At 71.7% G+C, this 22,742-nt stretch carries 20 protein-coding genes; 11 read left to right on the forward strand and 9 right to left on the reverse strand.

Features of this window, described 5'->3' with window-relative positions; all coding sequences use genetic code 11:
• Nucleotides 1-77: 77 nt before the first annotated feature.
• Nucleotides 78-824 (forward strand): IclR family transcriptional regulator, encoded by a 747-nt coding sequence (locus ACN4JJ_RS03270; protein WP_440708467.1) that lies wholly within the window; start codon nt 78-80, stop codon nt 822-824.
• Nucleotides 825-851: 27 nt separating this feature from the next.
• Here ACN4JJ_RS03270 and ACN4JJ_RS03275 read toward each other — a convergent pair whose 3' ends face one another.
• Nucleotides 852-2,207, reverse strand: coding sequence for a hypothetical protein (locus ACN4JJ_RS03275; RefSeq protein WP_440708468.1), 1,356 nt, complete (start codon nt 2,205-2,207; stop codon nt 852-854).
• A 119-nt stretch (nt 2,208-2,326) separates the two neighbouring features.
• Here ACN4JJ_RS03275 and ACN4JJ_RS03280 point away from each other — a divergent pair, with 119 nt between their 5' ends.
• Nucleotides 2,327-3,448 carry an adenosine deaminase gene (locus ACN4JJ_RS03280; protein WP_440708469.1) on the forward strand — a complete coding sequence of 374 codons (1,122 nt, stop codon included), beginning with the start codon at nt 2,327-2,329 and terminating at the stop codon, nt 3,446-3,448.
• Nucleotides 3,449-3,512: 64 nt separating this feature from the next.
• Here ACN4JJ_RS03280 and ACN4JJ_RS03285 read toward each other — a convergent pair whose 3' ends face one another.
• Nucleotides 3,513-3,899 (reverse strand): VOC family protein, encoded by a 387-nt coding sequence (locus ACN4JJ_RS03285; protein ID WP_440708784.1) that lies wholly within the window; start codon nt 3,897-3,899, stop codon nt 3,513-3,515.
• 121 nt (nt 3,900-4,020) lie between these two features.
• Here ACN4JJ_RS03285 and ACN4JJ_RS03290 point away from each other — a divergent pair, with 121 nt between their 5' ends.
• Genes ACN4JJ_RS03290 through ACN4JJ_RS03300 form a run of 3 tightly spaced genes read left to right on the forward strand, consistent with a single transcriptional unit; the run spans nt 4,021 to nt 5,827 of the window.
• Nucleotides 4,021-5,058, forward strand: coding sequence for a helix-turn-helix transcriptional regulator (locus ACN4JJ_RS03290; protein ID WP_440708470.1), 1,038 nt, complete (start codon nt 4,021-4,023; stop codon nt 5,056-5,058).
• Nucleotides 5,059-5,073: 15 nt separating this feature from the next.
• Entirely contained in the window at nt 5,074-5,550 is a 477-nt protein-coding gene (locus ACN4JJ_RS03295) for a PTS sugar transporter subunit IIA (protein WP_440708471.1), read from the forward strand.
• A gap of 4 nt (nt 5,551-5,554) precedes the next feature.
• Complete coding sequence (locus ACN4JJ_RS03300; RefSeq protein ID WP_440708472.1) at nt 5,555-5,827, forward strand: PTS sugar transporter subunit IIB; 273 nt, start codon at nt 5,555-5,557, stop codon at nt 5,825-5,827.
• A 50-nt stretch (nt 5,828-5,877) separates the two neighbouring features.
• Here the strand turns inward: ACN4JJ_RS03300 and poxB are convergent, their stop codons facing one another.
• The 4 genes from poxB to ACN4JJ_RS03320 all read right to left on the reverse strand — a co-directional run bounded on the left by poxB (nt 5,878) and on the right by ACN4JJ_RS03320 (nt 10,623).
• Nucleotides 5,878-7,611: a ubiquinone-dependent pyruvate dehydrogenase gene (gene poxB / locus ACN4JJ_RS03305; RefSeq protein WP_440708473.1), complete on the reverse strand. Its 1,734-nt coding sequence runs from the start codon at nt 7,609-7,611 to the stop codon at nt 5,878-5,880.
• A gap of 83 nt (nt 7,612-7,694) precedes the next feature.
• Nucleotides 7,695-9,446, reverse strand: a complete 1,752-nt coding sequence (locus tag ACN4JJ_RS03310) for a phospho-sugar mutase (protein WP_440708785.1) — start codon at nt 9,444-9,446, stop codon at nt 7,695-7,697.
• A 95-nt stretch (nt 9,447-9,541) separates the two neighbouring features.
• Nucleotides 9,542-10,375 carry a purine-nucleoside phosphorylase gene (locus tag ACN4JJ_RS03315; protein ID WP_440708474.1) on the reverse strand — a complete coding sequence of 278 codons (834 nt, stop codon included), beginning with the start codon at nt 10,373-10,375 and terminating at the stop codon, nt 9,542-9,544.
• Nucleotides 10,376-10,392: 17 nt separating this feature from the next.
• Nucleotides 10,393-10,623 (reverse strand): hypothetical protein, encoded by a 231-nt coding sequence (locus tag ACN4JJ_RS03320; protein ID WP_440708475.1) that lies wholly within the window; start codon nt 10,621-10,623, stop codon nt 10,393-10,395.
• A gap of 135 nt (nt 10,624-10,758) precedes the next feature.
• On the opposite strand from ACN4JJ_RS03320, the gene ACN4JJ_RS03325 reads away from it, so the two are divergent.
• A complete protein-coding gene (locus ACN4JJ_RS03325; RefSeq protein ID WP_440708476.1) occupies nt 10,759-12,198 on the forward strand; it encodes an NAD(P)H-quinone dehydrogenase in 1,440 nt (479 codons plus the stop codon).
• Between the two features lie 195 nt (nt 12,199-12,393).
• Here the strand turns inward: ACN4JJ_RS03325 and ACN4JJ_RS03330 are convergent, their stop codons facing one another.
• Both ACN4JJ_RS03330 and ACN4JJ_RS03335 read right to left on the reverse strand, forming a co-directional pair.
• Nucleotides 12,394-14,187 (reverse strand): acetyl/propionyl/methylcrotonyl-CoA carboxylase subunit alpha, encoded by a 1,794-nt coding sequence (locus ACN4JJ_RS03330; RefSeq protein ID WP_440708477.1) that lies wholly within the window; start codon nt 14,185-14,187, stop codon nt 12,394-12,396.
• Between the two features lie 128 nt (nt 14,188-14,315).
• A complete protein-coding gene (locus ACN4JJ_RS03335; protein ID WP_440708478.1) occupies nt 14,316-14,978 on the reverse strand; it encodes a Maf family protein in 663 nt (220 codons plus the stop codon).
• Between the two features lie 39 nt (nt 14,979-15,017).
• Here ACN4JJ_RS03335 and ACN4JJ_RS03340 point away from each other — a divergent pair, with 39 nt between their 5' ends.
• The 4 genes from ACN4JJ_RS03340 to ACN4JJ_RS03355 are packed head-to-tail and all read left to right on the forward strand — an operon-like array spanning nt 15,018 to nt 19,521.
• The gene (locus ACN4JJ_RS03340; RefSeq protein WP_440708479.1) at nt 15,018-16,415 is read left to right on the forward strand and encodes a class I SAM-dependent RNA methyltransferase; all 1,398 of its coding nucleotides are present in this window, start codon (nt 15,018-15,020) and stop codon (nt 16,413-16,415) included.
• A 43-nt stretch (nt 16,416-16,458) separates the two neighbouring features.
• Nucleotides 16,459-17,256 carry a response regulator transcription factor gene (locus ACN4JJ_RS03345; RefSeq protein WP_440708480.1) on the forward strand — a complete coding sequence of 266 codons (798 nt, stop codon included), beginning with the start codon at nt 16,459-16,461 and terminating at the stop codon, nt 17,254-17,256.
• Nucleotides 17,246-18,496 (forward strand): sensor histidine kinase, encoded by a 1,251-nt coding sequence (locus ACN4JJ_RS03350; RefSeq protein ID WP_440708481.1) that lies wholly within the window; start codon nt 17,246-17,248, stop codon nt 18,494-18,496. Before ACN4JJ_RS03345 ends, ACN4JJ_RS03350 begins: the two co-directional genes overlap by 11 nt.
• Nucleotides 18,493-19,521, forward strand: coding sequence for a DUF8320 family protein (locus ACN4JJ_RS03355; RefSeq protein WP_440708482.1), 1,029 nt, complete (start codon nt 18,493-18,495; stop codon nt 19,519-19,521). Before ACN4JJ_RS03350 ends, ACN4JJ_RS03355 begins: the two co-directional genes overlap by 4 nt.
• A 388-nt stretch (nt 19,522-19,909) precedes the next feature.
• On the opposite strand, the gene ACN4JJ_RS03360 is transcribed toward ACN4JJ_RS03355, so the two are convergent.
• The gene (locus tag ACN4JJ_RS03360) at nt 19,910-20,161 is read right to left on the reverse strand and encodes an acyl-CoA carboxylase subunit epsilon (protein WP_440708483.1); all 252 of its coding nucleotides are present in this window, start codon (nt 20,159-20,161) and stop codon (nt 19,910-19,912) included.
• Between the two features lie 46 nt (nt 20,162-20,207).
• Here ACN4JJ_RS03360 and ACN4JJ_RS03365 point away from each other — a divergent pair, with 46 nt between their 5' ends.
• On the forward strand, nt 20,208-22,736 hold the full coding sequence (locus tag ACN4JJ_RS03365; RefSeq protein WP_440708484.1) for a bifunctional lysylphosphatidylglycerol flippase/synthetase MprF: 2,529 nt from the start codon (nt 20,208-20,210) through the stop codon (nt 22,734-22,736).
• Nucleotides 22,737-22,742: the final 6 nt, after the last annotated feature.

A 22,742-nucleotide genomic window follows, 5' to 3' on the forward strand; every position in this document is an offset into this window, starting at 1 on the left:
GCCCGTTGAGCGGCAGCCGGCCGAGCGGCAGCCCGCACCGACCACGATCGATCGACCGAGACAGCGGAGGAATTCGGATGGCAGCCATCTCGGAGCGCGAGAAGAGCGCGCCCGACTACGCGGTTCCGGCGCTGGACAAGGCGCTGGACATCCTCGAGCTGCTGGCCGAGCAGAGCGGGGGGCTGACGCAGCTCGAGATCGCCCAGGCGATCGACCGTTCGCCGAGCCAGATCTTCCGGGTGCTCACCACGCTCGAACGCCGGGGCTACCTGTTCCGCGAGAAGCAGTCGGGCCTCTACCAGCTGTCGCTCCGGCTGTTCGATCTGGCGCACCGGCAGGAGCCGCTGCGTTCGCTCACCGCCGCCGCGCTGCCGGTGATGCGGCGGCTGGCCGAGGAGATCCGCCAGTCGTGCAACGTGTCGGTGCTCGATGCCGAGCGCGTGCGCGTGATCGCCCAGGTGGAGAGCCCGGGTGACTTCGGCTTCCAGGTGCGGGTGGGGGCGCTGTTCCCGCTCGCCGAGACGGCCACCGGGATGGTGCTCGATTCCTACCGGCGGGCCCCCGACCTGAACTCCTCGCCGATCGAGGACCTGCTCCGGCAGATCCTGCGCGACGGTTACCTCGAGCGCTCCGACGCGCGCCAGCCGGGCATCACCGATGTGGTCTTCCCGATCCTGCGGGGCGACGGCTCCGCGGTCGCGGCACTGACGGTGCCGTACGTCGCGACCAGCTTCAGCGCCACCACGCCCGAGGTCGTCGTTCAGCGGGCGGGCGCGGCCGCCGGAGACATCGCCCGCTCACTGGCGCTGGCCTCCGAATACTGAAGGCGTGGTGCCGGAGGTGCGTCGAGGTCAGCGGCATTCGCCGGCGACGGCGATCTGCTCCTCGCTGGGGCGGCCGTAGGCCTCGATGCCCGAACCGGGCACGTCGAAGCCGTGACTGATCGACCAGGCGGTGGCCCAGGTCTCCTGGCTCTGGCCGAACACCGGCCCGGTGAACAGGGCCCGGCAGTTCTCGCGGAAGACCTGCGTGTGCCCCACCTCGTGGGTGACCAGGGCGCGCGCATCGGGGCCCTCGTCCCAGGCCTCCTCGATCGTGTAATTGAGGTGGATGATCGCCCAGCCGCCGTCGGAGTCCCAGGTCTGTGCGGTGCCGGAGAGCCAGTCCTCGCCGTACCCGCCGACCACGGGCTCCCACACGAACTCCAGGGCGACGCCGTTGCTGATCGACCGCGCGTAGTCCTCGATCTCCACCCGGGTGGCCCAGGCCGGATCGTCCCGCTCGGCCTCGTGGGTCGTCTGCGAGCTCTGCAGCTGGGCCTCGCCGGCCGCGATGGCCGACACCAGCGCGCAGTCGTGCACGACACCCCGGCCGGGCGCGCGCGCATCCTCGATCAGGCGCATCAGCGCCACCTGGAGGGAGCGGTCGGAGAGGGGAGCGGATGCCATGGCGTCTTCGGCGCGCACGGCCCGGGCCTTGAAGTAGGCCGACTCCACCGGGTCGACCGCATCTTCGGCGGCGCGCGCCGCGCTCGTGCCCTTGAGCAGCGCCGTCTCGGACCGCTGCGAGGCGTGCGAGCTCTCCTCGATCGCGAGGGCCTGCTCGAACAGGGTCCACGGCGGCACGTACCCGGCGGACGTGGACTCGGCCGAGGCCGGGGTCGCCCCAGCACCCGCATCCGCCGTATCCGTCGCATTCGCATCCGCCGCCGCATCCGGAGCGGGCACGGGCAGCGGCGACTGCACGATCGAGTCGATGCCGGCGATGCTCTGCCGCAGCGCTTCGGCCGGTGCCGAGGTGTCGGCGGCGAAGTCGGCGGCGCCCCCGATCGACTGCAGGCGGCTGTCGATCTGCTCCATGCTCCGCAACCGCGCCGAGTACGCGGCTGCGGCTTCCGCCTCCTGCTGGGACTGGAGGGTGAACGCGGCCGTCGCGATGTCGTGCCGGATCGTGGCGGTGACCACGGCTCCCGCGAACACCGCCCCGGCCGCCGCGAGCGACGCCACGACGACCCCCGCCACGAACACCCGCCGCCGCGCGGCCGAGGGAGTCCGCGGGCCAGCCGAGGCGGAGGCCGAGGCCGATACCGGATCCGGCGCCGAGTCCGATATCGGATCCGGCGCCGAGTCCGATGCCGGTTCCGGCGCCGAAGCCGAGACCGGTGCCGGAACCGATCCGGGCTCGCTCGAGGGCGTGTGGTTCGTCATGGCGGTGCCTCTCCCCGATCCTGCGCCGGCGTCCCCCACCGCGCTGCGAGATCAGCCTAGCGACCGCCGAGGGCGAGATCGCTCGCGCTCGTAGGGCCGCCAGAGCCTAGGCTGGTGCCATGACCGCCGCACCAGAGGAATACCTCGTCCCCGGAACCGCCATCAGCTTCAACTCGCTGCCGAAGATCTCGCTGCACGACCACCTCGACGGTGGCCTGCGGGCCTCCACGATCATCGAGCTGGCCGACGCGATCGGCCTCACGATCCCCTCCACCGACGACGATGAGCTGGCCGACTGGTTCGAAGACAGCGCCGACTCCGGTTCCCTGCCGAGCTACCTCGCCACCTTCGATGTCACCATCGGCGTGATGCAGACCCGCGAGGGCCTCACCCGGGTGGCGCGCGAGTTCGTGAACGACCTCACGGCCGACGGCGTGATCTACGGCGAGGTGCGCTGGGCTCCCGAGCAGCACCTCACCCGCGGCCTGAGCCTCGACGAGGTGGTCGAAGCCGTGCAGGAGGGCATCGAGCTCGGAACCGACGACGCCCGCGGCGCCGGCCGCAGCATCCGGGTGGGTCAGCTGGTCACGGCGATGCGGCACGCCGACCGGGGCCTGGAGATCGCCGAGCTGGCCGTGCGGCACCGCGACCGCGGCGTGGTCGGCTTCGACATCGCCGGCGCCGAGCTGGGCTTCCCGGCCTCGAACCACCTCGCGGCGTTCGACTACCTCGCCCAGAACTACTTCCCGGTCACCGTGCACGCCGGAGAGGCCGACGGCCTCGACAGCATCCGCGGCGCGCTGTTCCACGGGCGGGCGCTGCGCCTCGGCCACGGCGTGCGCCTCGCCGAAGACATCGAGGTGGAGCGGCAGGACGACGACAACACCTACGTGTCGCTCGGCCTCCTCTCGCAGTGGGTCAAAGACCGCGAGATCGCGCTGGAGCTCTCGCCCTCGTCGAACCTGCAGACCGGTGCCATCTCGGCCTGGGGCGACGAGCTCGCCGACCACCCCTTCGACCTGCTCTACCAGCTCGGCTTCCAGGTGACTGTGAACACCGACAACCGGCTGATGAGCAACACCTCGCTCAGCCGCGAGCTGGCGCTGCTGACGGATGCCTTCGCCTACGACCTCGCCGATATCGAGGTCTTCCAGCTGAACGCGGCCGCGGCCACGTTCCTGCCGGTCGAAGACCGCGAAGACCTCGCCGACGCCATCTCGGAGGGCTTCGAAGAGGCCTGAGGCGCGCGGAGGCCCGGGGGCCTCGCCCGGCCCCGGCCCTCCGGCCGGACCTGACCCTGCCCGGCTACGCCTGCTTGGCGGCGGCGTAGTCGGGAAGCTCCTGCAGGGCCCAGTGGTTGCCGTCGGGGTCGTCGAAGAACACGAACAGCCCCCAGCCCTCGTCGGTGATCTCCGAGCACTCCACACCGTTCGCGATCAGCTGCGCACGCGCTTCCTCGGCGCTCGGCACCACCACCTGCACGCCCTTCTGCGACCCGGGAGGCATGTCGCTGATGCCGCGCCCGAACGCGATCGAGCAGGCGGATCCGGGCGGAGTGCACTGCACGAACCGGATCTCCGCAGTGGGAGACGAGTCGTGGTCGGCGGTGAAGCCGAGCTGATCGACGTAGAACGCCTTCGCCCGGTCGACGTCGGTGACGGGGATGAAGACGAGTTCGATCTTCCAGTCCATGATGAGTCCTCTCGCGATTTCCTGGCTGCCGCGGCGGTGGCCGACGGCCTGCCGCGTGACGAGAGCCACGCTAGGCAGCATTCAGGTCACATTCTGTCCTGAATGCGAACGAGAATGAGACATGGCCGAAACGACGTCGCGTATCCTGTCGCTGCTCAGCCTGCTGCAGACGCACCGGCAGTGGCCCGGGGCCGAACTCGCGCAGCGACTCGGCGTCACCGAGCGCACGCTCCGGCGCGACATCGAGCGGCTGCGCGAGCTGGGTTACCAGGTCGACGCCACCCGCGGGCTCTCGGGCGGGTACCGGCTCGAGGCCGGCGCCCGGATGCCCCCACTCCTGCTCACCGACGACGAAGCGGTCGCGACGGCGATCGGACTCCGGATGACGGCCGGCCGCGGCCTCGTCGACGGCGAGTCGACCACGCTCAGCGCTCTGGCGAAGTTCGAGCAGGTGCTGCCGCCCGCGCTCCGCGACCGGGTGAACGCGCTCGGCGGGGTGCTGCAGCCGACGGCGCGGCGGTCGTGGAACGGCGTCGGCCGGGCCGCCGATCCGCTACCGACACCGGCCGTGCCGCACGACCTCCTCGGCCGCCTGGCCCTGGCCTGCCGCGATCACGAGCGCATCCGCTTCCGGTACACCGCCGCCGACGGGGCCGAGAGTGCCCGCACGGTCGATCCGCACGCCCTGGTCGCCTCGCTCCGCAGCTGGTTCCTGGTGTGCTGGGACGTGCAGCGGGAGGACTGGCGCAGCTTCCGGCTCGACCGGATGAGCGACTTCTTCGGCACCCGGCTGCTCGTCGCGCCCCGCGAACTGCCCGAGGCCGACGCCGCCCGCTTCCTCGAGAACTCGATCGCCGGGATGCGCCGCACCGTCTCGCTGGAGGTGCGGCTGGCGCTGCCGCTTGAGCGGTTCCAGGAGGCGTTCGGCGGCTACGCGGAGGGGGCCGAGGCGATCGACGGGCACCGCACGCGCTGGCCGATCCACGGCGACACCCTCGAGGTGACACTCTCGCGGCTGCTCTGGATCCCGCCCGGGGTCGACTACGAGCTGCACGGGCCGCCCGAGCTGCTCGAGCGCGCGGCCGAGATCGCCGAGCGGATGCGCCGGGCGATCAGCGGGCATCCAGCGAGCTCACCGGATGGGGACGCCCGGGCCTGAGATGATGGTCCCACGATGACGTACGAACTCCCGCCTCTGGGCGACCTGCCCGACGAGGCCATCACGATCGGCGCGCACGCCGCGGACTGGCGTGGCGCCATCCGGGCCGCCGCTGACGCGCTGGTCGCCTCCGGTGCGGTGGAGGAGCCGTACGCCGAGCGGATGATCGCCCTCGTCGAGCAGTTCGGCCCGTACATCGTGATCGCCCCGGGTCTCGCCCTCGCCCACGCCCGGCCCGGCCCCGACGTGCTCGCCCCCGGCCTCGCCCTGGTGACGCTCGCCGAGCCCGTCGCCTTCGGGCACGCCCACAACGACCCGGTCTCGGTGGTCATCGGGCTCGCCGCCGCCGAGGCCGACCAGCACGTGGCATCCGTCGCCGGCCTCGCCAACGTGTTCAACGACCCGAGCGTCATCCCGGCGCTCGCCGAGGCGGGCTCCGCCGACGAGATCCGGAGTCTTCTCCGCCGTGCGGCGGAGCCGGGCTTATCCTGAGACCGTGAAGATCGTTGCGTTGTGCGGTGCCGGAATCGGAACCTCCGAGATCCTCCGGGTGAACGCCCTGCGCGCCCTGGAGCGGCTCGACATCGAGGCCGAGGTCGCCGCCTCCGACGTGGCCGGGGTGGCCACCGCCGCAGCGGGGGCGCAGGTCATCCTGACCTCGCCCGAGCTGGTGTCCGCGATCGGCGCCACGAACGCCGACATCGTGGTGATCACCAACTACTTCGACCTCGACGAGATCACCGCGAAGCTCGAGATCGCCGTCGGCTGAGCCGCGCCGAGCGGGTCAGCCTCGCCGCCCGGCCCGCGAGCGCACCGCGCTCAGTGGAACAGCCGCCGCAGGATGTTCGTGTCGGCCAGGTCGACCAGCTCGTCGCCGCGCCCCGACAGGATCGTGCGGATGGCGTAGAGCGTGAACCCCTTCGCCTGCTCGGCCGTCACGGTCGGCGGGATCGACAGCTCCTGCCGCGCGGTCACCACGTTCACCAGCGCCGGTCCCGGATGCGCGAACGCCGCCCGCAGCGCCCCCTCCAGCTCGCTCGGCTTCTCGACCCGCTGCGCGTGCAGGCCCATCGCGCTCGCCACCGCCGCGAAGTCGGGATTGTCGAGGTCGGTGCCGAAGTTCACGAACCCGGCCGCCTTCATCTCCACCTCCACGAAGTTGAGCGAGGAGTTGTCGAAGACCACGATCTTCACGGGCAGCTCGCTCTGCCGCAGGGTGAGAAGTTCGCCCAGCAGCATCGACAGCCCGCCGTCGCCGGACAGGGCGATCACCTGCCGATCCGGGAACGCGCTCTGCGCCCCGATGGCGTGCGGTACCGCGTTGGCCATCGTGCCGTGGGTGAACGAGCCGATCAGGCGGCGCCGGCCGTTCATCGTCAGGTAGCGGGCGGCCCACACCACGGGGGAGCCGACATCCGGGATGAAGACCGCGTCCTCCGACGCCAGCTCGCTCACCAGCCGGGCGACGTACTGCGGATGGATCGGCTCCCGATCGTGGTCGTTGTCGGCCAGCGCATCCAGCCCCGTGCGTGACTTCTCGTAGTGGGCCACGGAGGAGTCGAGGTGCTTGCGGTTCGTCTTCTCCTCGAGCAGCGGCAGCAGGGCGTCGACGGTGTCGCCCACGTCGCCCACGAGTCCCAGGTCGATCGGTGTGCGCTTGCCGAGCTGCTCGCCGCGCACGTCGACCTGCACGATCTGCGCCTTCGACGGGTAGAACTGCGGATACGGGAAGTCGGTGCCGAGCATCAGCAGCGCGTCGCAGCTCTCCATCGCCCGGTAGCCCGAGGCGAAGCCGAGCAGGCCCGTCATGCCCACGTCGTAGGGGTTGTCGTACTCGAGGAACTCCTTGCCGCGCAGGGCGTGCACCACCGGCGCCTTGAGCTTCTCGGCCAGGGCGAGCACCTGCGCGTGCGCGCCCTCGGTGCCGGCGCCGCCCAGGATCGTGACCGACTTCGCCTGGTTCAGGACGCCGGCGGCCCGCGCGAGCTCGGCGTCGTCGGGACGGATCACCGGATGCGTCGCCCGGATGGGCGCCGACTTGGGCCGCCCGGCCGAGGAGGCCAGGAAGATCTCGCCCGGGATGACCACCACAGCCACCCCGCGCCGCTCGATCGCGGTGCGCATCGCGATCTCGAGCACGCGCGGGAGCTGCTCGGGGGTGCTCACCAGCTCGCAGTACACACTGCACTCGCGGAACAGTTCCTGCGGGTGCGTCTCCTGGAAGTAGCCGCTGCCGATCTCGCTCGCCGGGATCTGGGCTGCGATGGCGAGCACCGGCACCCGGCTGCGGTTCGCGTCGTAGAGCCCGTTGATCAGGTGCAGGTTGCCCGGCCCGCAGCTGCCCGCGCAGACCGCGAGCTCACCCGTGAGGGCGGCGTCGGCGGCTGCCGCGAAGGCCGCCGCCTCCTCGTGCCGCACGTGGGCCCAGTCGAGATCCGGTTGCCGGCGGATGGCATCCGTGAAGCCGTTCAGCGAGTCGCCGGGCAGTCCGTACACGCGGGGCACCCCCGCATCCGCGATGATCTCGACCAGGGTGTCCGCGACGGTAGTCATACTCCGACGCTACGACGTTCCACTCCGGACGGCGAGCCCGGCGAGCGCGACCGGCACACGGGGCACCCGCGACCACCCGGCCGTCAGGAGATGCGGTCGCGCATGCCGCCCTCGAGGCGCTGCAGCAGGTCGACGGCGGCCTCGCGGCGGTCGACGGCCGAGCCCTCGGTGCTCCAGGTGTCGAGGTAGATCTTGAGCTTGGGCTCGGTGCCGCTCGGGCGCACCATCACGCGCGCGCCCGGCAGGGCGATCCGCAGCACGTCGCTGGCCGGCAGGGCGTCCGAACCGGGCGCCAGGTCGTCGATCCGTTCGACCGGCAGACCACCGATCTCGGTGGGCGGATCGGCGCGCAGCCTCGCCATCACCACGTCGATCTGCGCGAGGTCGGTGACCCGCAGCGAGATCTGTGCCGAGGCGTAGTGGCCGAAACGCTCCGAGAACGCGGTCAGGCGATCCGCCACGCTCTGCCCGGAGGCGGCCAGCGCCGTGGCGAGGCTGAGGAAGGCGACGGCGGCCGAGATGCCGTCCTTGTCGCGCACGGTCGTCGGGTTCACGAGGTAGCCGAGTGCCTCCTCGTAGCCGAACACCAGGCCGGGGGCGCGGGAGACCCACTTGAACCCGGTGAGCGTCTCGGCCCAGCCGAGGCCGTATTCGGCGGCGACCACACCGAGCGCCGGCGAGGAGACGATCGAGCAGGCGAGGGAGGGGGAGGGGGCGTCCGCATCGGCCGTCAGCGGTTCGGAGCTCGCGAGCTCGGCGGTGCGCCAGCCGAGCAGCTGCCCGACCTCGTTGCCGGTCAGCGGCCGGTACCCCTCGGTGGACGAGGGGTCGGGGATCGCGACCGCCAGGCGGTCGGCATCCGGATCGTTCGCGATGATGAGGTCGGCCGACACCTCGCGCGCCCGTGCGTAGGCGAGGTCGAGCGCACCGGGCTCCTCCGGGTTGGGGAAGGCCACGGTCGGGAAATCGGGGTCGGGGGCGATCTGCGCGTCGACCAGCACGGGCGCCGGGAACCCGGCGGCCTCGAGCACGCGTGAGACGGTCTCCCAGCCCACGCCGTGCATCGCCGTGTAGACGACGGTGAGCGAGGGGGCCTCGGATGCGGTGCCGGATCCGGCGGCGCGGGCCCGGCTCAGCGACGGGCCGGTCAGCGCGATGGCCGCCGTGGCGGCGACGTAGGCGTCGACGAGGCTCTCCGGTGCGATCTCGTAGTCGTTCGAGCGCGGCAGCTCGAGCACGTTCGCCGTCGCGGCGACGCGGTCGATCTGCGCGGCGATCTGCGCGTCGACCGGCGAGACGATCTGCGACCCCTCGTCGGCGTCGCCGAGGTAGACCTTGTAGCCGTTGTCGCGCGGCGGGTTGTGCGAGGCGGTCACCATGACACCCGCCGAGACGCCGAGCTCGCGCACCGCGAAGGCCACCAGCGGCGTGGGCAGCAGCCGCGGCAGCAGGACGGCCCGGATGCCGGCGCCCGCCATGATCTCGGCCGTGTCGGTGGCGAAGACCCGCGAGTTCTTGCGGCCGTCGTAGCCGATCACGATCGAGGGGGAGGCGCCCGCGCCGCCGGTGCCTTCTCCGCCACCGGAGCCTTCGGTGCCCCCGGCCGCCCGCTGGAGCAGGAACGCCGCGAGGCCGGCCGCGGCCTGGCCCACCAGCACCCGGTTCATCCGGTTCGGGCCGGCCGCCAGCTCGCCGCGCAGCCCGGCCGTGCCGAAGGCCAGCCGGGTGCCGAACCGTGAGCGCAGCTCGTCGGCCGCATCCGGAGCACTGCGCCCCACCGCCTCGAGCAGGTCGGCCAGTTCGGTGCGGGTCTCCTCGTCGGGATCCTGCGCCATCCAGGCGAGCGCCTCCTCGGCGAGCACCTCGAGGTCGTTGGGGAAGTCGTCGGCGGAGGGCGCCGATCCGCTGGCCGCAGTCGTCACGGTGCGGCCTAGAGGGCCTCGACGACCCGGGCGAGCAGTGCCCCGATCCTCGACTCGGCGTTGCGACCGGCCTCGATCACCTCGGCGTGGCTGAGCGGGGTCTTCTGGATGCCCGCCGCCAGGTTCGTGATCAGCGAGAAGCCGATGATCTCCATGCCGGCCTCGCGGGCGGCGATGGCCTCGAGCGCGGTCGACATGCCCACGATGTGGCCGCCGATGGCCTTGGCCATCTGCACCTCGGCCGGGGTCTCGTAGTGCGGGCCGCGGAACTGCACGTACACGCCGTCGTCGAGCGAGGAGTCGACCGTGCGGGCGACCTCGCGGAGCCGGGCGGAGTACAGGTCGGTGAGGTCGACGAAGGTGGCGCCCTCCAGCGGGGAGTCGGCCGTGAGGTTGATGTGGTCGCTGATCAGCACCGGGGTGCCGGGGGTCCAGGTCTCCTTGATGCCGCCGGCACCGTTCGTGAGCACCATCGTCTTCACCCCGGTGGCGGCCGCGGTGCGCACGCTGTGCACGACCCGGCGCACCCCGTGGCCCTCGTAGTAGTGGGTGCGGGCGCCGATCACCAGCGCGTGCCGGCCGTCGGTCAGGCGGATCGAGCGCAGCGTGCCGACGTGGCCCGGCACGGCCGGCATCCCGAACCCGACGACGTCGCTCGCGGGCACGTTCGCCACGGTCTCGCCGAGCAGGTCGGCGGCCTTGCCCCAGCCGCTGCCGAGGGTGAGGGCGACGTCGTGGTGCGCGACCCCGGTCAGCTCGGCGATCTGCGCGGCGGCTTCACGGGCGATCGCGAACGGGTCGGATGCGGGGTCATCGAGGGGATTGGTGCTCGTAATCGACATCCATCCACTCTATTCATTCAGCGATCCCGTTGGGACACGGCCCGCGCGATCGCGGCCACCAGGAAGTAGAGACCGCCGAGGATGCCCACCACGGCCATCACCCACAGGTGCCAGGAGCGCGAGATCGGCTCGTCGGGGTGCATCGACAACAGCGCGATCCCGGCCACGCCGATCAGCAGGGCGACGACTGCGGCGACGAAGACGCGGGCCACCGGACGCTTGCGCCCCGGAGTGCCCGCGGCGCTCACGGTCGGCTCCCGACGACGACGGACTCGTGCACATGCCCCTGGATCACACCGAAACCCTAGCCGAATCGGGCGTCCCGTTCAGATGTCATCCGCCGTTGGTTTTGCCAGCCTGCTCTCAGGCGGGACAATGGCCTCATGGCCTATGAGTTCGAGCGCAAACAACGTGTCGCCGTCGTCGGGGGCGGGCCGGGCGGGTACGAAGCCGCGATCGCGGGTGCGCAGCTCGGCGCCGAGGTCACCCTGATCGAGCAGGTGGGGGTGGGCGGCTCGGCCGTCATCACCGACGTGGTGCCCTCCAAGACCCTGATCGCGGTGGCCGAGGCCACCAACGCGATCGGGGAGGCCGCCGATCTCGGCGTGCAGTTCTTCTCCCGCAGCGAGAAGAACGGGCGCCCGGTGCGACCCGAGGTGGCGGTGAACCTCGCACAGGTCAACAAACGTCTGCTCGGTCTCGCCCGGCAGCAGTCGGAGGACATGCGGGCCAGCCTCATCCGCGCCGGCGTCAAGGTGCTCAACGGGCACGGGCGGCTCGACGGGCCCGACACCGTGATCGTCTCGACCGGTGCGGGCGACGGCGGCACCGACTTCGAGCACATCGACGCCGACACCATCGTGATCTCCGTGGGGGCCAGCCCGCGCATCCTGCCCACGGCCGTGCCCGATGGCGAGCGCATCTTCACCTGGACGCAGCTCTACAACCTCACCGCCGTTCCCGAGCACCTGATCGTGGTGGGATCGGGCGTCACCGGCGCGGAGTTCGCCTCGGCCTACACCGCGCTCGGCTCGAAGGTGACGCTGATCTCGTCGCGCGACCAGGTTCTGCCGGGTGAAGACGCGGATGCGGCCGCGGTGATCGAGAACGTGTTCAAGCGCAACGGGATGACCGTGCTCTCGAAGTCGCGGGCCGACTCGGTGGAGCGCACCGCCGACGGCGTGGTCGCCACCCTGTCCGACGGCACGAAGGTCGAGGGCTCGCACTGCCTGATGGCGGTCGGCTCGGTGCCGAACACGAAGGGCATCGGCCTCGAGGAGGCCGGCATCCAGCTCTCCGACTCGGGGCACATCCGCGTGAACCGGGTGGCCCGCACCAGCGCGCCGAACATCTACGCCGCGGGCGACTGCACCACCTTCCTGCCTCTGGCCTCCGTCGCGTCGATGCAGGGGCGCACGGCGATGTTCCACGCGATGGGCGACGCCGTGAACCCCACGGAGCTGCGCAACGTGGCCTCGAACATCTTCACCCAGCCGCAGATCGCGACCGTGGGCTGGACCCAGCGCCAGATCGAGGAGGGCATCGCCCAGGGCGACATCTACAAGCTGCCGCTTTCCTCCAACCCGCGCGCCAAGATGATGGGCATCAAGGACGGCTTCGTGAAGCTCTTCGCCCGCACCGGCTCCGGCACCGTCATCGGTGGAGTGGTGGTGGCCCCGAACGCCTCGGAGCTGATCTTCCCCATCGCCCTGGCGGTGGAGCACCGCCTCACGGTCGACCAGGTCTCCCGAGCCTTCACGGTCTACCCGAGCTTGTCGGGCAGCATCTCGGATGCCGCCCGAGCCATGCACATCGTCTTGTAGCTAGCTGCCGGTCGCGCCGGGCTTCGCTCGGCGTGACCGGGCTGCGCCGGTCCCTGCCCGGCGCAGCGCGACATGTGAGCGCGCGGTCGAACGGCCCGGCCTGCGGTCGGGCCGTTCGGCCACACGCTCACCTTGGGTCGTCGAGTACGGCCTGAGACGTCGTGTGCCGCTCCGAGCGGCCCCGTCGGTGGCGCGTCAGCCGATGGTCAGCAGCACGTGTCCGGAGGAGACGGTGCTGCCTACTGCGGCCTGGATGTTCGAGATGGTGCCGTCCTTGTGGGCGGTGATGGGTTGCTCCATCTTCATGGCCTCGAGGACCAGGACGAGGTCGCCCTTCACCACCGTGTCGCCGTCGGCTACGGCGATCTTCACGACCGTGGCCTGCATGGGGGCCTTCACGGAGTCGCCCGTGGCGCTGGAGACGCCGGAGGCTGCAGCACCGCGGCGCTTCGGCGGGGCGCCGACGCTTGCGGCGGACGACGCGGCGCCCGATCCGCTCGACCGGCCGCCGGCCGCACCCAGGCGGGCGGGGAGGGCGACCTCCACGCGTTTGCCGGCCACCTCGACGATCACCGTGCGGCGCTCGGGGGTGGGAGCGGCGTCTTCGAGCGAACCGCTCCAGGGCTCGGCGGGGTTGACGTAGTCGGTCTCGATCCAGCGGGTGTAGATGGAGAAGGGCTCGCCGTCGGAGGGCGCGAAGGCCTCGTTCCGCACCACGTCGCGGTGGAAGGGGAGCACGGTCGGGAGGCCGGCGACCTCGAACTCGTCCAGGGCGCGGCGGGCGCGCTCCAGGGCGTCTTCGCGGGTCGCGCCGGTGACGATCAGCTTGGCCAGCAGGGAGTCGAACGATCCGGAGATCACGTCACCGGCCTGCACGCCCGAGTCGACGCGCACACCGGGGCCGCCGGCGGGCTTGAACACGTGCACGGGGCCGGGGGAGGGCAGGAAGCCGCGGCCCGGGTCTTCGCCGTTGATGCGGAACTCGAACGAGTGGCCGTGCGGCTCAGGGTCGGCGTAGTCGAGCGTGCCGCCCTCGGCGAGGCGGAACTGCTCGCGCACCAGGTCGATGCCGGTGACCTCTTCGGAGACCGGATGCTCCACCTGCAGTCGCGTGTTCACCTCGAGGAACGAGACGGTGCCGTCTTTGCCGATCAGGAACTCGCAGGTGCCGGCGCCGAGGTAGCCGACCTCCTTGAGGATCGCCTTGGAGGCCGAGTAGAGCAGGTCGTTCTGCTCTGTCGAGAGGAACGGCGCGGGAGCCTCCTCGACGAGCTTCTGGTGACGGCGCTGCAGCGAGCAGTCGCGGGTGGAGACGACCACGACGTTGCCGTAGGCGTCGGCGAGGCACTGGGTCTCGACGTGACGAGGCTGGTCGAGGTACTTCTCGACGAAGCACTCGCCGCGGCCGAACGCGGCGATGGCCTCGCGGGTGGCCGAGTCGAACATCTCCGGTACTTCTTCGACCGTGCGGGCGACCTTGAGGCCGCGGCCGCCGCCGCCGAACGCCGCCTTGATGGCGACGGGCAGGCCGTGGATCGCCACGAAGTCGAGCACCTCGTCGGCACCGGTGACGGGATCGATCGTGCCGGGGGCGAGCGGAGCGCCCACCTTCTCGGCCACATGGCGCGCGGAGACCTTGTCGCCCAGCTTCTCGATGGCCTCGGGCGAGGGTCCGATCCAGGTGAGGCCCGCGCCGATGACCGCCCGCGCGAAGTCGGCGTTCTCGGCGAGGAAGCCGTAGCCCGGGTGCACGGCGTCGGCGCCGGAGCGGCGCGCCACCGACAGGATCTTGTCGATCACCAGGTACGTCTCGGCACTCGTGGTGCCCTCCAGCGCGTACGCCTCGTCGGCGAGCTGGGCGTGCAGGGCGTCGCGATCCTGGTCGGCGTAGACGGCGACGGAGGCGATTCCGCTGTCCCGGGCGGCACGGATGACGCGCACGGCGATCTCGCCCCGGTTGGCGATGAGGACCTTGGTGATTCGAGGCATAATCACCTAGCTTATTGCCGCCGCCCATCGCTCCTTTGGCATGTGCTCACAAAAATGCGGCCGCGACCCTGGCGGAGTCGGACAATGGCACCGGATGCTCCGGGCCGGGCCCGGCCGGAAAGCGGGCGTCAGAGACCGGGGTCGGCCACGGCATCCGGATTCCAGAAGTCGGTCCAGGAGACGCCGAAACCCGCCAGGAGGTCGCGCAGCACGGGCAGCGACATGCCGATCACCGCCGAGGGGGCGCCCGTGATGGTGCGGATGAAGGGGGCTGCGAGCCCGTCGATGGTGAAGGCGCCCGCCACCAGCAGCGGCTCGCCCGAGGCGACGTAGGCGTCGATCTCGGCGTCAGAGATGTCGTCGGCGAAGGTGAGCTCGGCGTGGTCGGTGCGGCCGGCGGCGGCGCGCCACTGCCCGCCGCGGTGGTCGATCAGCCAGTGGCCGGAGTGCAGGATCCCGCTCTTGCCGCGCTGGGCGAGCCAGCGCTCGCGGGCCACCTCGGGGCGATGAGGCTTGCCGTAGGCGATGCCGTCGAGCTCGAAGGCCGAGTCGCCGCCCAGGATGAAGCCGTCGATGGGCTCGCCGTCCACCAGCGACCCCACCACCGCCTCGGCCTTGGCCTCGGCGAGGAGCTGCACCATGGCATCCGGGGTCAGCGGGCCGCCGGCCTGCTCGGCGGCGACCACCGCGGCCTCCTCGTCGACGTTCGAGGGCACGAGCACGGGCTCGATGCCGACCTGGCGCAGCAGCGCGAGACGGGCGGGCGAGGTGGAGGCGAGGTACAGGCGCACGGAGGGCCTTCCAGGAGCGAGCTGTGGGATGCTCGGAGGATGAATACAGACCGGAACGGGCTCGTAGAGCTGGACATCGACAATGTAGCCCACGGCGGCGTGACGGTGGGCCGGCTCGACGGTCGGGTGGTGTTCGTGGCCGACGCCATCCCGGGCGAGCGGGTGCTGGCGCGCATCGTCGACGACGCCAAGAGCTCGTTCTGGCGGGCCGACACGGTCGAGGTGCTCACGGCGTCGCCGGATCGGGTGCCGCACGTGTGGTCGGCCGCGTCGGTGGAACGCGCTCCCGAGCAGCGGGCGGGCGGTGCCGAGTTCGGACACATCGCGCTGCCGCGGCAGCGGGCGCTGAAGGCCGTGGTGCTGCAGGACGCGCTGAAGCGGATGGGCGGCATCGAGCGCAGCGTCGAGGTCGAGGCGATCGGGGCGGATGCCGCGCCGGAGCCCGCGGCCCCCGGAACCCGCTGGCGCACGCGCCTGCGACTGCACGTCGGCCCCGACGGGCGCATCGGCCCGTACGCCGCCCGCTCGCACACCGTCATCCCGGTCGACGACCTGCCTCTGGCGACCGCTGCGATCGAGGAGGCCGCCGCGCTCACCCGCCTCGTCGACGACGCCGTGGCGGTGGAGTTCGTCGAGACCGCCGACGGGCAGGTGCGGGTGTCGCGCGTGGCCGAGGAGCTCTCGAAGACCGGTGGCCGCGGGCGTCCGCGGGGGTCCCAGCGGGGAGCGGCGCGCGGCGCCGGAGGGCGAGGCGCCCGCGCGGGCGCCGCATCCGGAACCGGCTCCCGCACGAGCTCGGCCCCGACCTCGGGGGCGGCCCCCGCCCGCAAGCCCGCCACCATCACCGAGCGGGTGGGCGAGCGCGAGTTCCGGCTGGCCGAGAACGGCTTCTGGCAGGTGCACCGCGACGCCGCCCGCACCCTGAGCACCGCGGTTCAGGAGCAGACGGATGCCGCCCTGTTCGATCCGCGGGCCGCCAACCACGACCTCTACGGCGGCGTGGGCCTGCTCGCCGCGGCGATCGGCGACCGCTTCGGCCCGGCCACGCGCATCACCACCGTCGAGAGCGACGCCACCGCCACCGACTTCGCCTCGGCCAACCTGGCGGAGTGGATCGGCGCCCGTGCCGTCACCGCGCGGGTCGACCGCTACCTCTCGGACCTCGAGAAGCAGTCCTCGGCGCACGAGCTGCAGCGGCTCGCCGCGGCGACGATGGTGATCGACCCGCCGCGATCCGGCGCCGGCAAGCAGGTGGTCGGCTCGCTGACCCGCCTGAAGGTGGCGCAGGTCGTCTACGTGGCCTGCGACCCGGTGGCGTTCGCCCGCGACGTGGCCCTGTTCCGCGAGGCGGGCTACGAGCTGGCCTCGCTGCGCGCCTTCGACCTCTTCCCGCACACCCACCACGTCGAGACGATCGGGGTGCTCGTGCGCTCCTGACCGGGCGAGCGCCCAGCCGGGGACGATCGGCGGCCGCCGTAGGATGGATACCGGACTTCTCGAGGGGTGGGCAGTGCACGACGACGATGACGCCGCCGCGAGCGGCACGGACGAGACGACGGCGCCGGCGGCAGCCGCCGTACGGGTGGCCATCGTGGACGACCACGAGTCGGTGCGCCTCGGCGTGCGCGCGGCGTGCCAGGACGCCGGTCTCGAGGTGGTGGCCGCCAGCGCCTCGGTGAGCGAGCTCTGGGTCGCGCTGGGCGGGACGCACTGCGACGTCGTGGTGCTCGACCTCAGCCTCGGCGACGGGTTCACCGTCACCGAGAACGTGCAGCACGCCCTCGCCCTCGGCGCGGCCGTGCTCGTGCACAGCATCGCCGACCGGGTGGGGCTCGTGCGCGAGGCGCTCGCCGCGGGGGCCGCCGGCGTCATCCCGAAGTCCGCCGCCACCAGCGCGGTCGTCGCGGCCATCGTCGCCGTGGCCCGGGGCGACGTGCTCAACAACCTCGAGTGGGCGAGCGCCATCGACGCCGACCGCGAGTTCGGCAAGGCGCAGCTCGCCCAGCGCGAGCGCGACGTGCTGCACCTGTACGCCTCGGGACTGCCGCTGTCGCAGGTCGCCCTCAAGCTCGGGATCAAGGCCTCCACGGCCAAGGAGTACCTCGACCGCATCCGCGCCAAGTACGTCGAGGTCGGCCGGCCCGCCCGCTCCAAGGTGGAGCTGCTGCGCCGGGCGGTGGAGGACGGCATCCTCGCCCTCGACGACCGGGGCCAGCTCGACGACCGGCGCCAGCTCGACGACCGCGGCCAGTTCGACGACCGCGGGCATGTCCGCTAGCATCCCGGCGACCGCCGGGGCGAAGGCGAAGGCGCCGGCCCCGCCGGCCCGGCCGCGACTCAGCCGCACCCGCATCGACCTCACGCTCGCGCGGCTGGAGGGCCTGTTCGGCCTGGTCTTCGCGGTGCTCTCCATCCCCGTGCTGAACGACTCGGTGCACACGCTCAAACCCGAATGGGCCTGGTGCGTGGCGATCGGGGTCTTCGGATCGCTGGCCGCCGCCGCGGTGTGCTCGCTGCTCGGCCGCGGCATCCGTGTGAGCATGGGGGTGTTCGCGGGGCTGTTCGTGGTGATCCTGCTGCTCTGGCCGTTCGCGGTACGGGACGCGGATGCGGCGATCGGCACGCAGCCCTGGCTCTGGTACATCGTCACGGTCGCGATCGCGGCCGCCGGCATCGCGTTCCCGATCGTCTGGGCCGGGGTCTACACCGTCGCCGTGCCGGTGATCTACGCGGTGCTGCGCATCCTGCCGGTCGGCGGGCAGGCCCCGTGGGAGATCGCGGTTCTCGACGCGTTCTACGCCCTGGTGCTCGGCGCGTTCATCGTGATCGTGGTCGCCGCTCTGCGCGCGGCCGCCAGCCGGGTCGACGACGCCCAGGCCACCGCCACCGGGCGCTACGCCGAGGCGGCGAAACAGCACGCCGCCGAGCAGGAGCGCACCCGTGTCGACACCGTCATCCACGACCGGGTGCTCTCGTCGCTGCTCGCGGCCTCCCGCTCGGCGTCGGAGGCCGATCGCACCCTCGCCGTGCAGATGGCCGAACGGGCCCTGGTGGCGCTGCAGAGCGCCGACGCCGAGACCGCCGGAGGCCGGCTGCAGCCGCTGCACGTGCTGGCCGAGCGCTGCCGCGCCCTGGCCGACACGCTCGCGGCCGACATCCGCTTCACCGCCGAGGGCGACCTGCGGGCGCTGGTGCCCGACCGCGTCGCCGAGGGCGTGTACTCGGCGACCGTGCAGGCCATGGTCAACAGCATCCGCCACGCCGGCGACGGACGCGTCGTGCACCGCACCCTGACGGTGCACGGCTGGGGCGACGCCGGCTTCAGTGTGGTGGTCGCCGACGACGGCGCGGGCTTCGACCCGGCCGCGGTCCCCGCCGACCGGCTGGGGCTGCGGATCTCGATCCGCGAGCGGGTGGACTCGGTCGGCGGCATCGCCGAGATCCGCTCCGCACCGGGCGCGGGCACCTCCGTCGTGCTCGAATGGCCGGGCGGCGACCAGGACGGCCGCTTCGCATGATCGGCGTCCCGCGGTTCCTGCTGGTGGGCCTCGCCGCCCTGTTCTCGGCCCTGCACATCGTGCTCGGCATCTCAGCGCTGGACCTGCCGTACTCGCCCGGCCCGGCGATCGTCGCGATGACCCTCTACGGCGCGGCGACCGTGCTGAGCCTCGCGCCGTTCTCGGGCATCCGGATGCCGGCCCCGCTCGCCGCGGTCAACGTCGCCGTGGCGTCGGTGGGGCTGATCCTGGTACTGACCCAATTGGATCCGGCCGTGCAGAACGGCTACGCCACCTGGATCGTGGGCGCGATCGGCACGCTGATGACCATCACGGTGGTGCGGCAGCGTCCGTGGTTCGGCTGGACGGGGCTCGCCGTGATGGTGCTGGCGATGCTGGTGTGGTCGGGCGACCCGCTCGCCCTGCCGGAGCTCGGCGCCATCGGCGGGCCGATCTGGGCCGGAGTGGCACAGGCCACCACCACCGCGATCGAGCACTCCTCCCGCGACGCCCGGCTGTTCGAGCAGGCCGAGCACCGGGCGGCCGAGTGGCAGGCCCAGGAGGAGGCCGAGTTCTACGAGCGCCGGGTGCGGCTGGGCCAGATGAACCGGAGGGTGGCGCCGATGCTGCGCCGCATCATCACGAGCGACGGCCGGCTCGACGACGACGCCCGGCGGGAGTGCCTGCACCTGGAGGCGGCCATGCGCGACGAGATCCGCGGCCGGCGGCTGCTGGACGACCGGGTGCGGCACGAGGTGATGGCGGCGCGCCGCCGCGGTGTCGAGGTGACGCTGCTCGACGACGGCGGCATCGACGACCTCGACAGCGCCGCGCACGCCCGGGTGACCGCCGTCATCGCGCAGCAGATCGGCGAGACGGACGCCGACCGGATGGTGGTGCGCACCGTGCACGACGACGAGGAGGTCGCGGTGACCATCGTGGGCCTGCGCGACCCGGGCGCATCCGGAGCCCGGGACGACGCCTCCGCGGGCGAGGCCGAGCTCGCCCTCTGGCTCGAGGTTCCGCGCAGCGCGGACGAGGACTGAGGCGAGCACCGCGGGTGCGGGTGCAGCGCGGGCGCGGTGCGAACCCCCTGAGGGCACAGTGCGGGCCCCCTGCGGGCACGGCGCGGGCCCCCCGCGGGCACAAAAGTACCGGGGGCCGATTCTCATCGACCCCCGGAAGGTTTTCGAGTCAGGGCGATAACCCGAATACCGCCCTGACTCGCCCCCGGAATACGAGCCCGCTTACCCTAGTCGACCCGTATCCGGCGGTGTAACTCCTAAGAGAGACACCTAGCGATAACAATTCTGGCGGCGCCGGCGCAAGCGCACAGTCGGCATTTCGGTGGACACTTTCGCGGGCGTTCTCAGACTCCGCACAGCGAGCATCCAGACGACGACGGCGCCGCCGACGGAGGCGAGGGGCGCGGACTCAGGCCGAGAACGACCGCCACACCCCGGCGCCCGGATGCAGCGGCTCGCGCAGCGCCCGCTGGCTCCGCTCCCAGGCCGAGGGGGCGGCGGGCTGCTCGTCGTGCAGCGCGTCGAGCTCCTCTTCGATCGCGGCTTCGATGACCGCCGTCACGGCGGCCACCTCCTCGGGGGAGAGGCCGGTGCTGAGCACGCGGATCGAGGGCTCGACAGGGCCGGAGTCGATAGCGCCGGAGTCGGTCGTCTCGTTCACATCGTCGAGGCTACATTAGAACTCTGCGACTGGAGGGGGACACAGGATGAGGAACACGCTCGTCTTCGCGGGGAGGTACCTGGCCACCGTGCCGCTCAGCATCGGGTTCGCCGCGATCATCCTCGTCACCTCGCTGGTCGCCGGGACGTTCTTCGGGGCCCCCTCCGAGACCACCCAGTACGCCTGGGCGGCGGGGGTCACCACGGTGATCGACATGGGGCACTGGTGGACCGTCATAACCGCCCTGTTCATCCCGTGGGATCCGTTCCAGCTGGTGGGCGGCATCCTGGCCTCCCTCGTGCTGCTGGGCGTCTCCGAGCGTCTGCTCGGCCGCCGCCGTCTCATCCCCGTCTTCGTCGTCACCGGCCTCGTGGGGGTCGGCCTCGGTGTGCTGGTGCAGTGGATCGGATCGCTCGCCGGCGAGTGGTGGGCCGACGGCACGAGCTTCGACCTCACGATGGATCCGCTCACGCCGATCGTCGGAAGCCTGCTCGTGGCGAGCGCCTTCATGGGACCGCTGTGGCGCCGCCGGGTGCGCCTGGTCACCTTCGGGCTGCTCATCATGTTCGCGCTCTACGACGGCGACACCTCCACGGTCTACCGCTTGATCGCCGGCGTGACGGGTCTGGTCATCGGCCATTTCCTCTCGCATCGCCGGGGCCGGGGCCTGGTCTTGCTGCGCAGCTCGTTCGGCGAGGTGCGGGTGCTCATCGCCGCCATCGTGCTGATCACCGCGATCGGCCCGCTGGTCTCCCTGCTCGACCCCGACGGCAGCGGCGCCTTCGGTCTGGCGGGCAGCTTCTACGGCGACATCTTCCCCTCCGCCGCCGACATCGACTCCTTCTGCTCCACGGCCAGCTCCGCGGTGTGCGACGACTTCGAACGGCTCTCCCAGCTCGGCGGACCCGGCCCGATCGTGCTCACCTTCGTGCCGCTCGCACTGCTGCTCGTGTCGGCCTGGGGCCTTCGCAAGGGCCGGCGCTTCGCGCTCTGGCTGGGCATCGTCACGAACCTCGCGATGATCGTGCTCGCCTTCGTCTTCCTCGGCCTGGTGCTCTCGTTCGCCGCCGGGGCGGGCGACACCGACACGGCGACGGATGCCGCGCTGCAGCCGATCGACATCGGCGAGTACATCGTCTGGGGCGGGTCGACGATCGCCGTGCCGCTGGCCGTCGCGATCCTGCTGTTCGTGGCGCGGCGCCGCTTCGCGCTGCGGGCTCCCCGCGAGGCGTTCATCCGCTTCGTGGTGTTCGTGGTGGCCTCCTACGCCGTGCTCACGCTGGTGTACCTGGTGGCCTGCGGCATCCTGATCGGCTCGTTCAGCCCGGCCGGTACGACCGTCGTGGAGCTCGTGTTCGACCTGCCGCGGCGCTTCCTGCCGGTGACGCTGGTGGGGGTGACCGGCGAGGCGCTGGTGCCCTCGGCGCCGATCGCGCTGTTCCTGTTCCAGTGGGTCGGTCCCGCGTTCTGGGCGCTGTTCACGGTCGCTTCGTTCCGGTTGATCGCCTCGACCGAGCAGTCGGTGCGGGTGGGCGACCACCAGCGCATCCGGGCCCTGCTCCGGCGAGGCGGCGGCGGAACACTGGGCTGGATGACCACCTGGCCCGGCAACGTGTACTGGTTCTCGGCCGACGGGAACGCCGCCGTGGCCTACCGGGTGATCAACGACGTGGCCATCACCATGTCCGACCCGGTGTGCGCTCCCGGCGCCGAGTCGGCGACCATCCGTGAGTTCGCGGCCTTCTGCGACTCCCGCAGCTGGGTGCCGGTGTTCTACAGCGTGCACGAGAACGTGATGCCGGTGTTCGCCGAACTCGGCTGGCAGTCGATCCCCGTGGGGGAGGAGACGCTGATGCACCCGCAGTCACTGGAGATGACCGGCAAGTCGTGGCAGAACGTGCGCTCCTCGCTCAACCGCGGGGTGCGCGAGGGCATGACCACGCTCTGGACCACCTACGACGAGCTCTCGCGCCCGATGATCGCGCAGATCAACGCCATCTCCGAGGCCTGGGTGTCCGAGAAGGAGCTGCCCGAGATGGGCTTCACGCTCGGCGCGCTGGAGGAGATCAAGGATCCCGACGTGAAGCTGATGCTCGCGATCGATTCCACCGGTCGCATCGCGGCGGTCACCAGCTGGCTGCCGATGTACCGCGACGGGGTGGCCGTGGGCTACACGCTCGACTTCATGCGCCGGGCCGACGAGTCGATGGGCGGCACCATGGAGTACCTGATCGCCTCCTCGGCGTTGCACATGAAGGAGGAGGGTGTGGAGGTGCTGTCGCTGTCGGGTGCTCCGCTCGCGACCGCTCCCGCCGCTCCGGGTTCACCTGAGCCCGAGCCGACCGTGATGACGGGCCTGCTGGAGTTCTTGGCCAAGACGCTGGAGCCCGCCTACGGCTTCTCGTCGCTGTTCAAGTTCAAGGCCAAGTTCAACCCCACCTACTCGACCATCTACATGGTCTACCCCGACCCGCTCGGCCTCCCGGCGATCGGCACCGCCATCGGCAAGGCCTACCTCCCCTCGATGTCGGCCAAGGAGACGGTGGCGCTCGTGCGCACCCTCGCCTCGCGCTGAGCCGCC

The sequence above is a fragment of the Herbiconiux dendrobii genome (assembly GCF_052048175.1).
In the GTDB taxonomy this organism is placed as follows: domain Bacteria; phylum Actinomycetota; class Actinomycetes; order Actinomycetales; family Microbacteriaceae; genus Herbiconiux.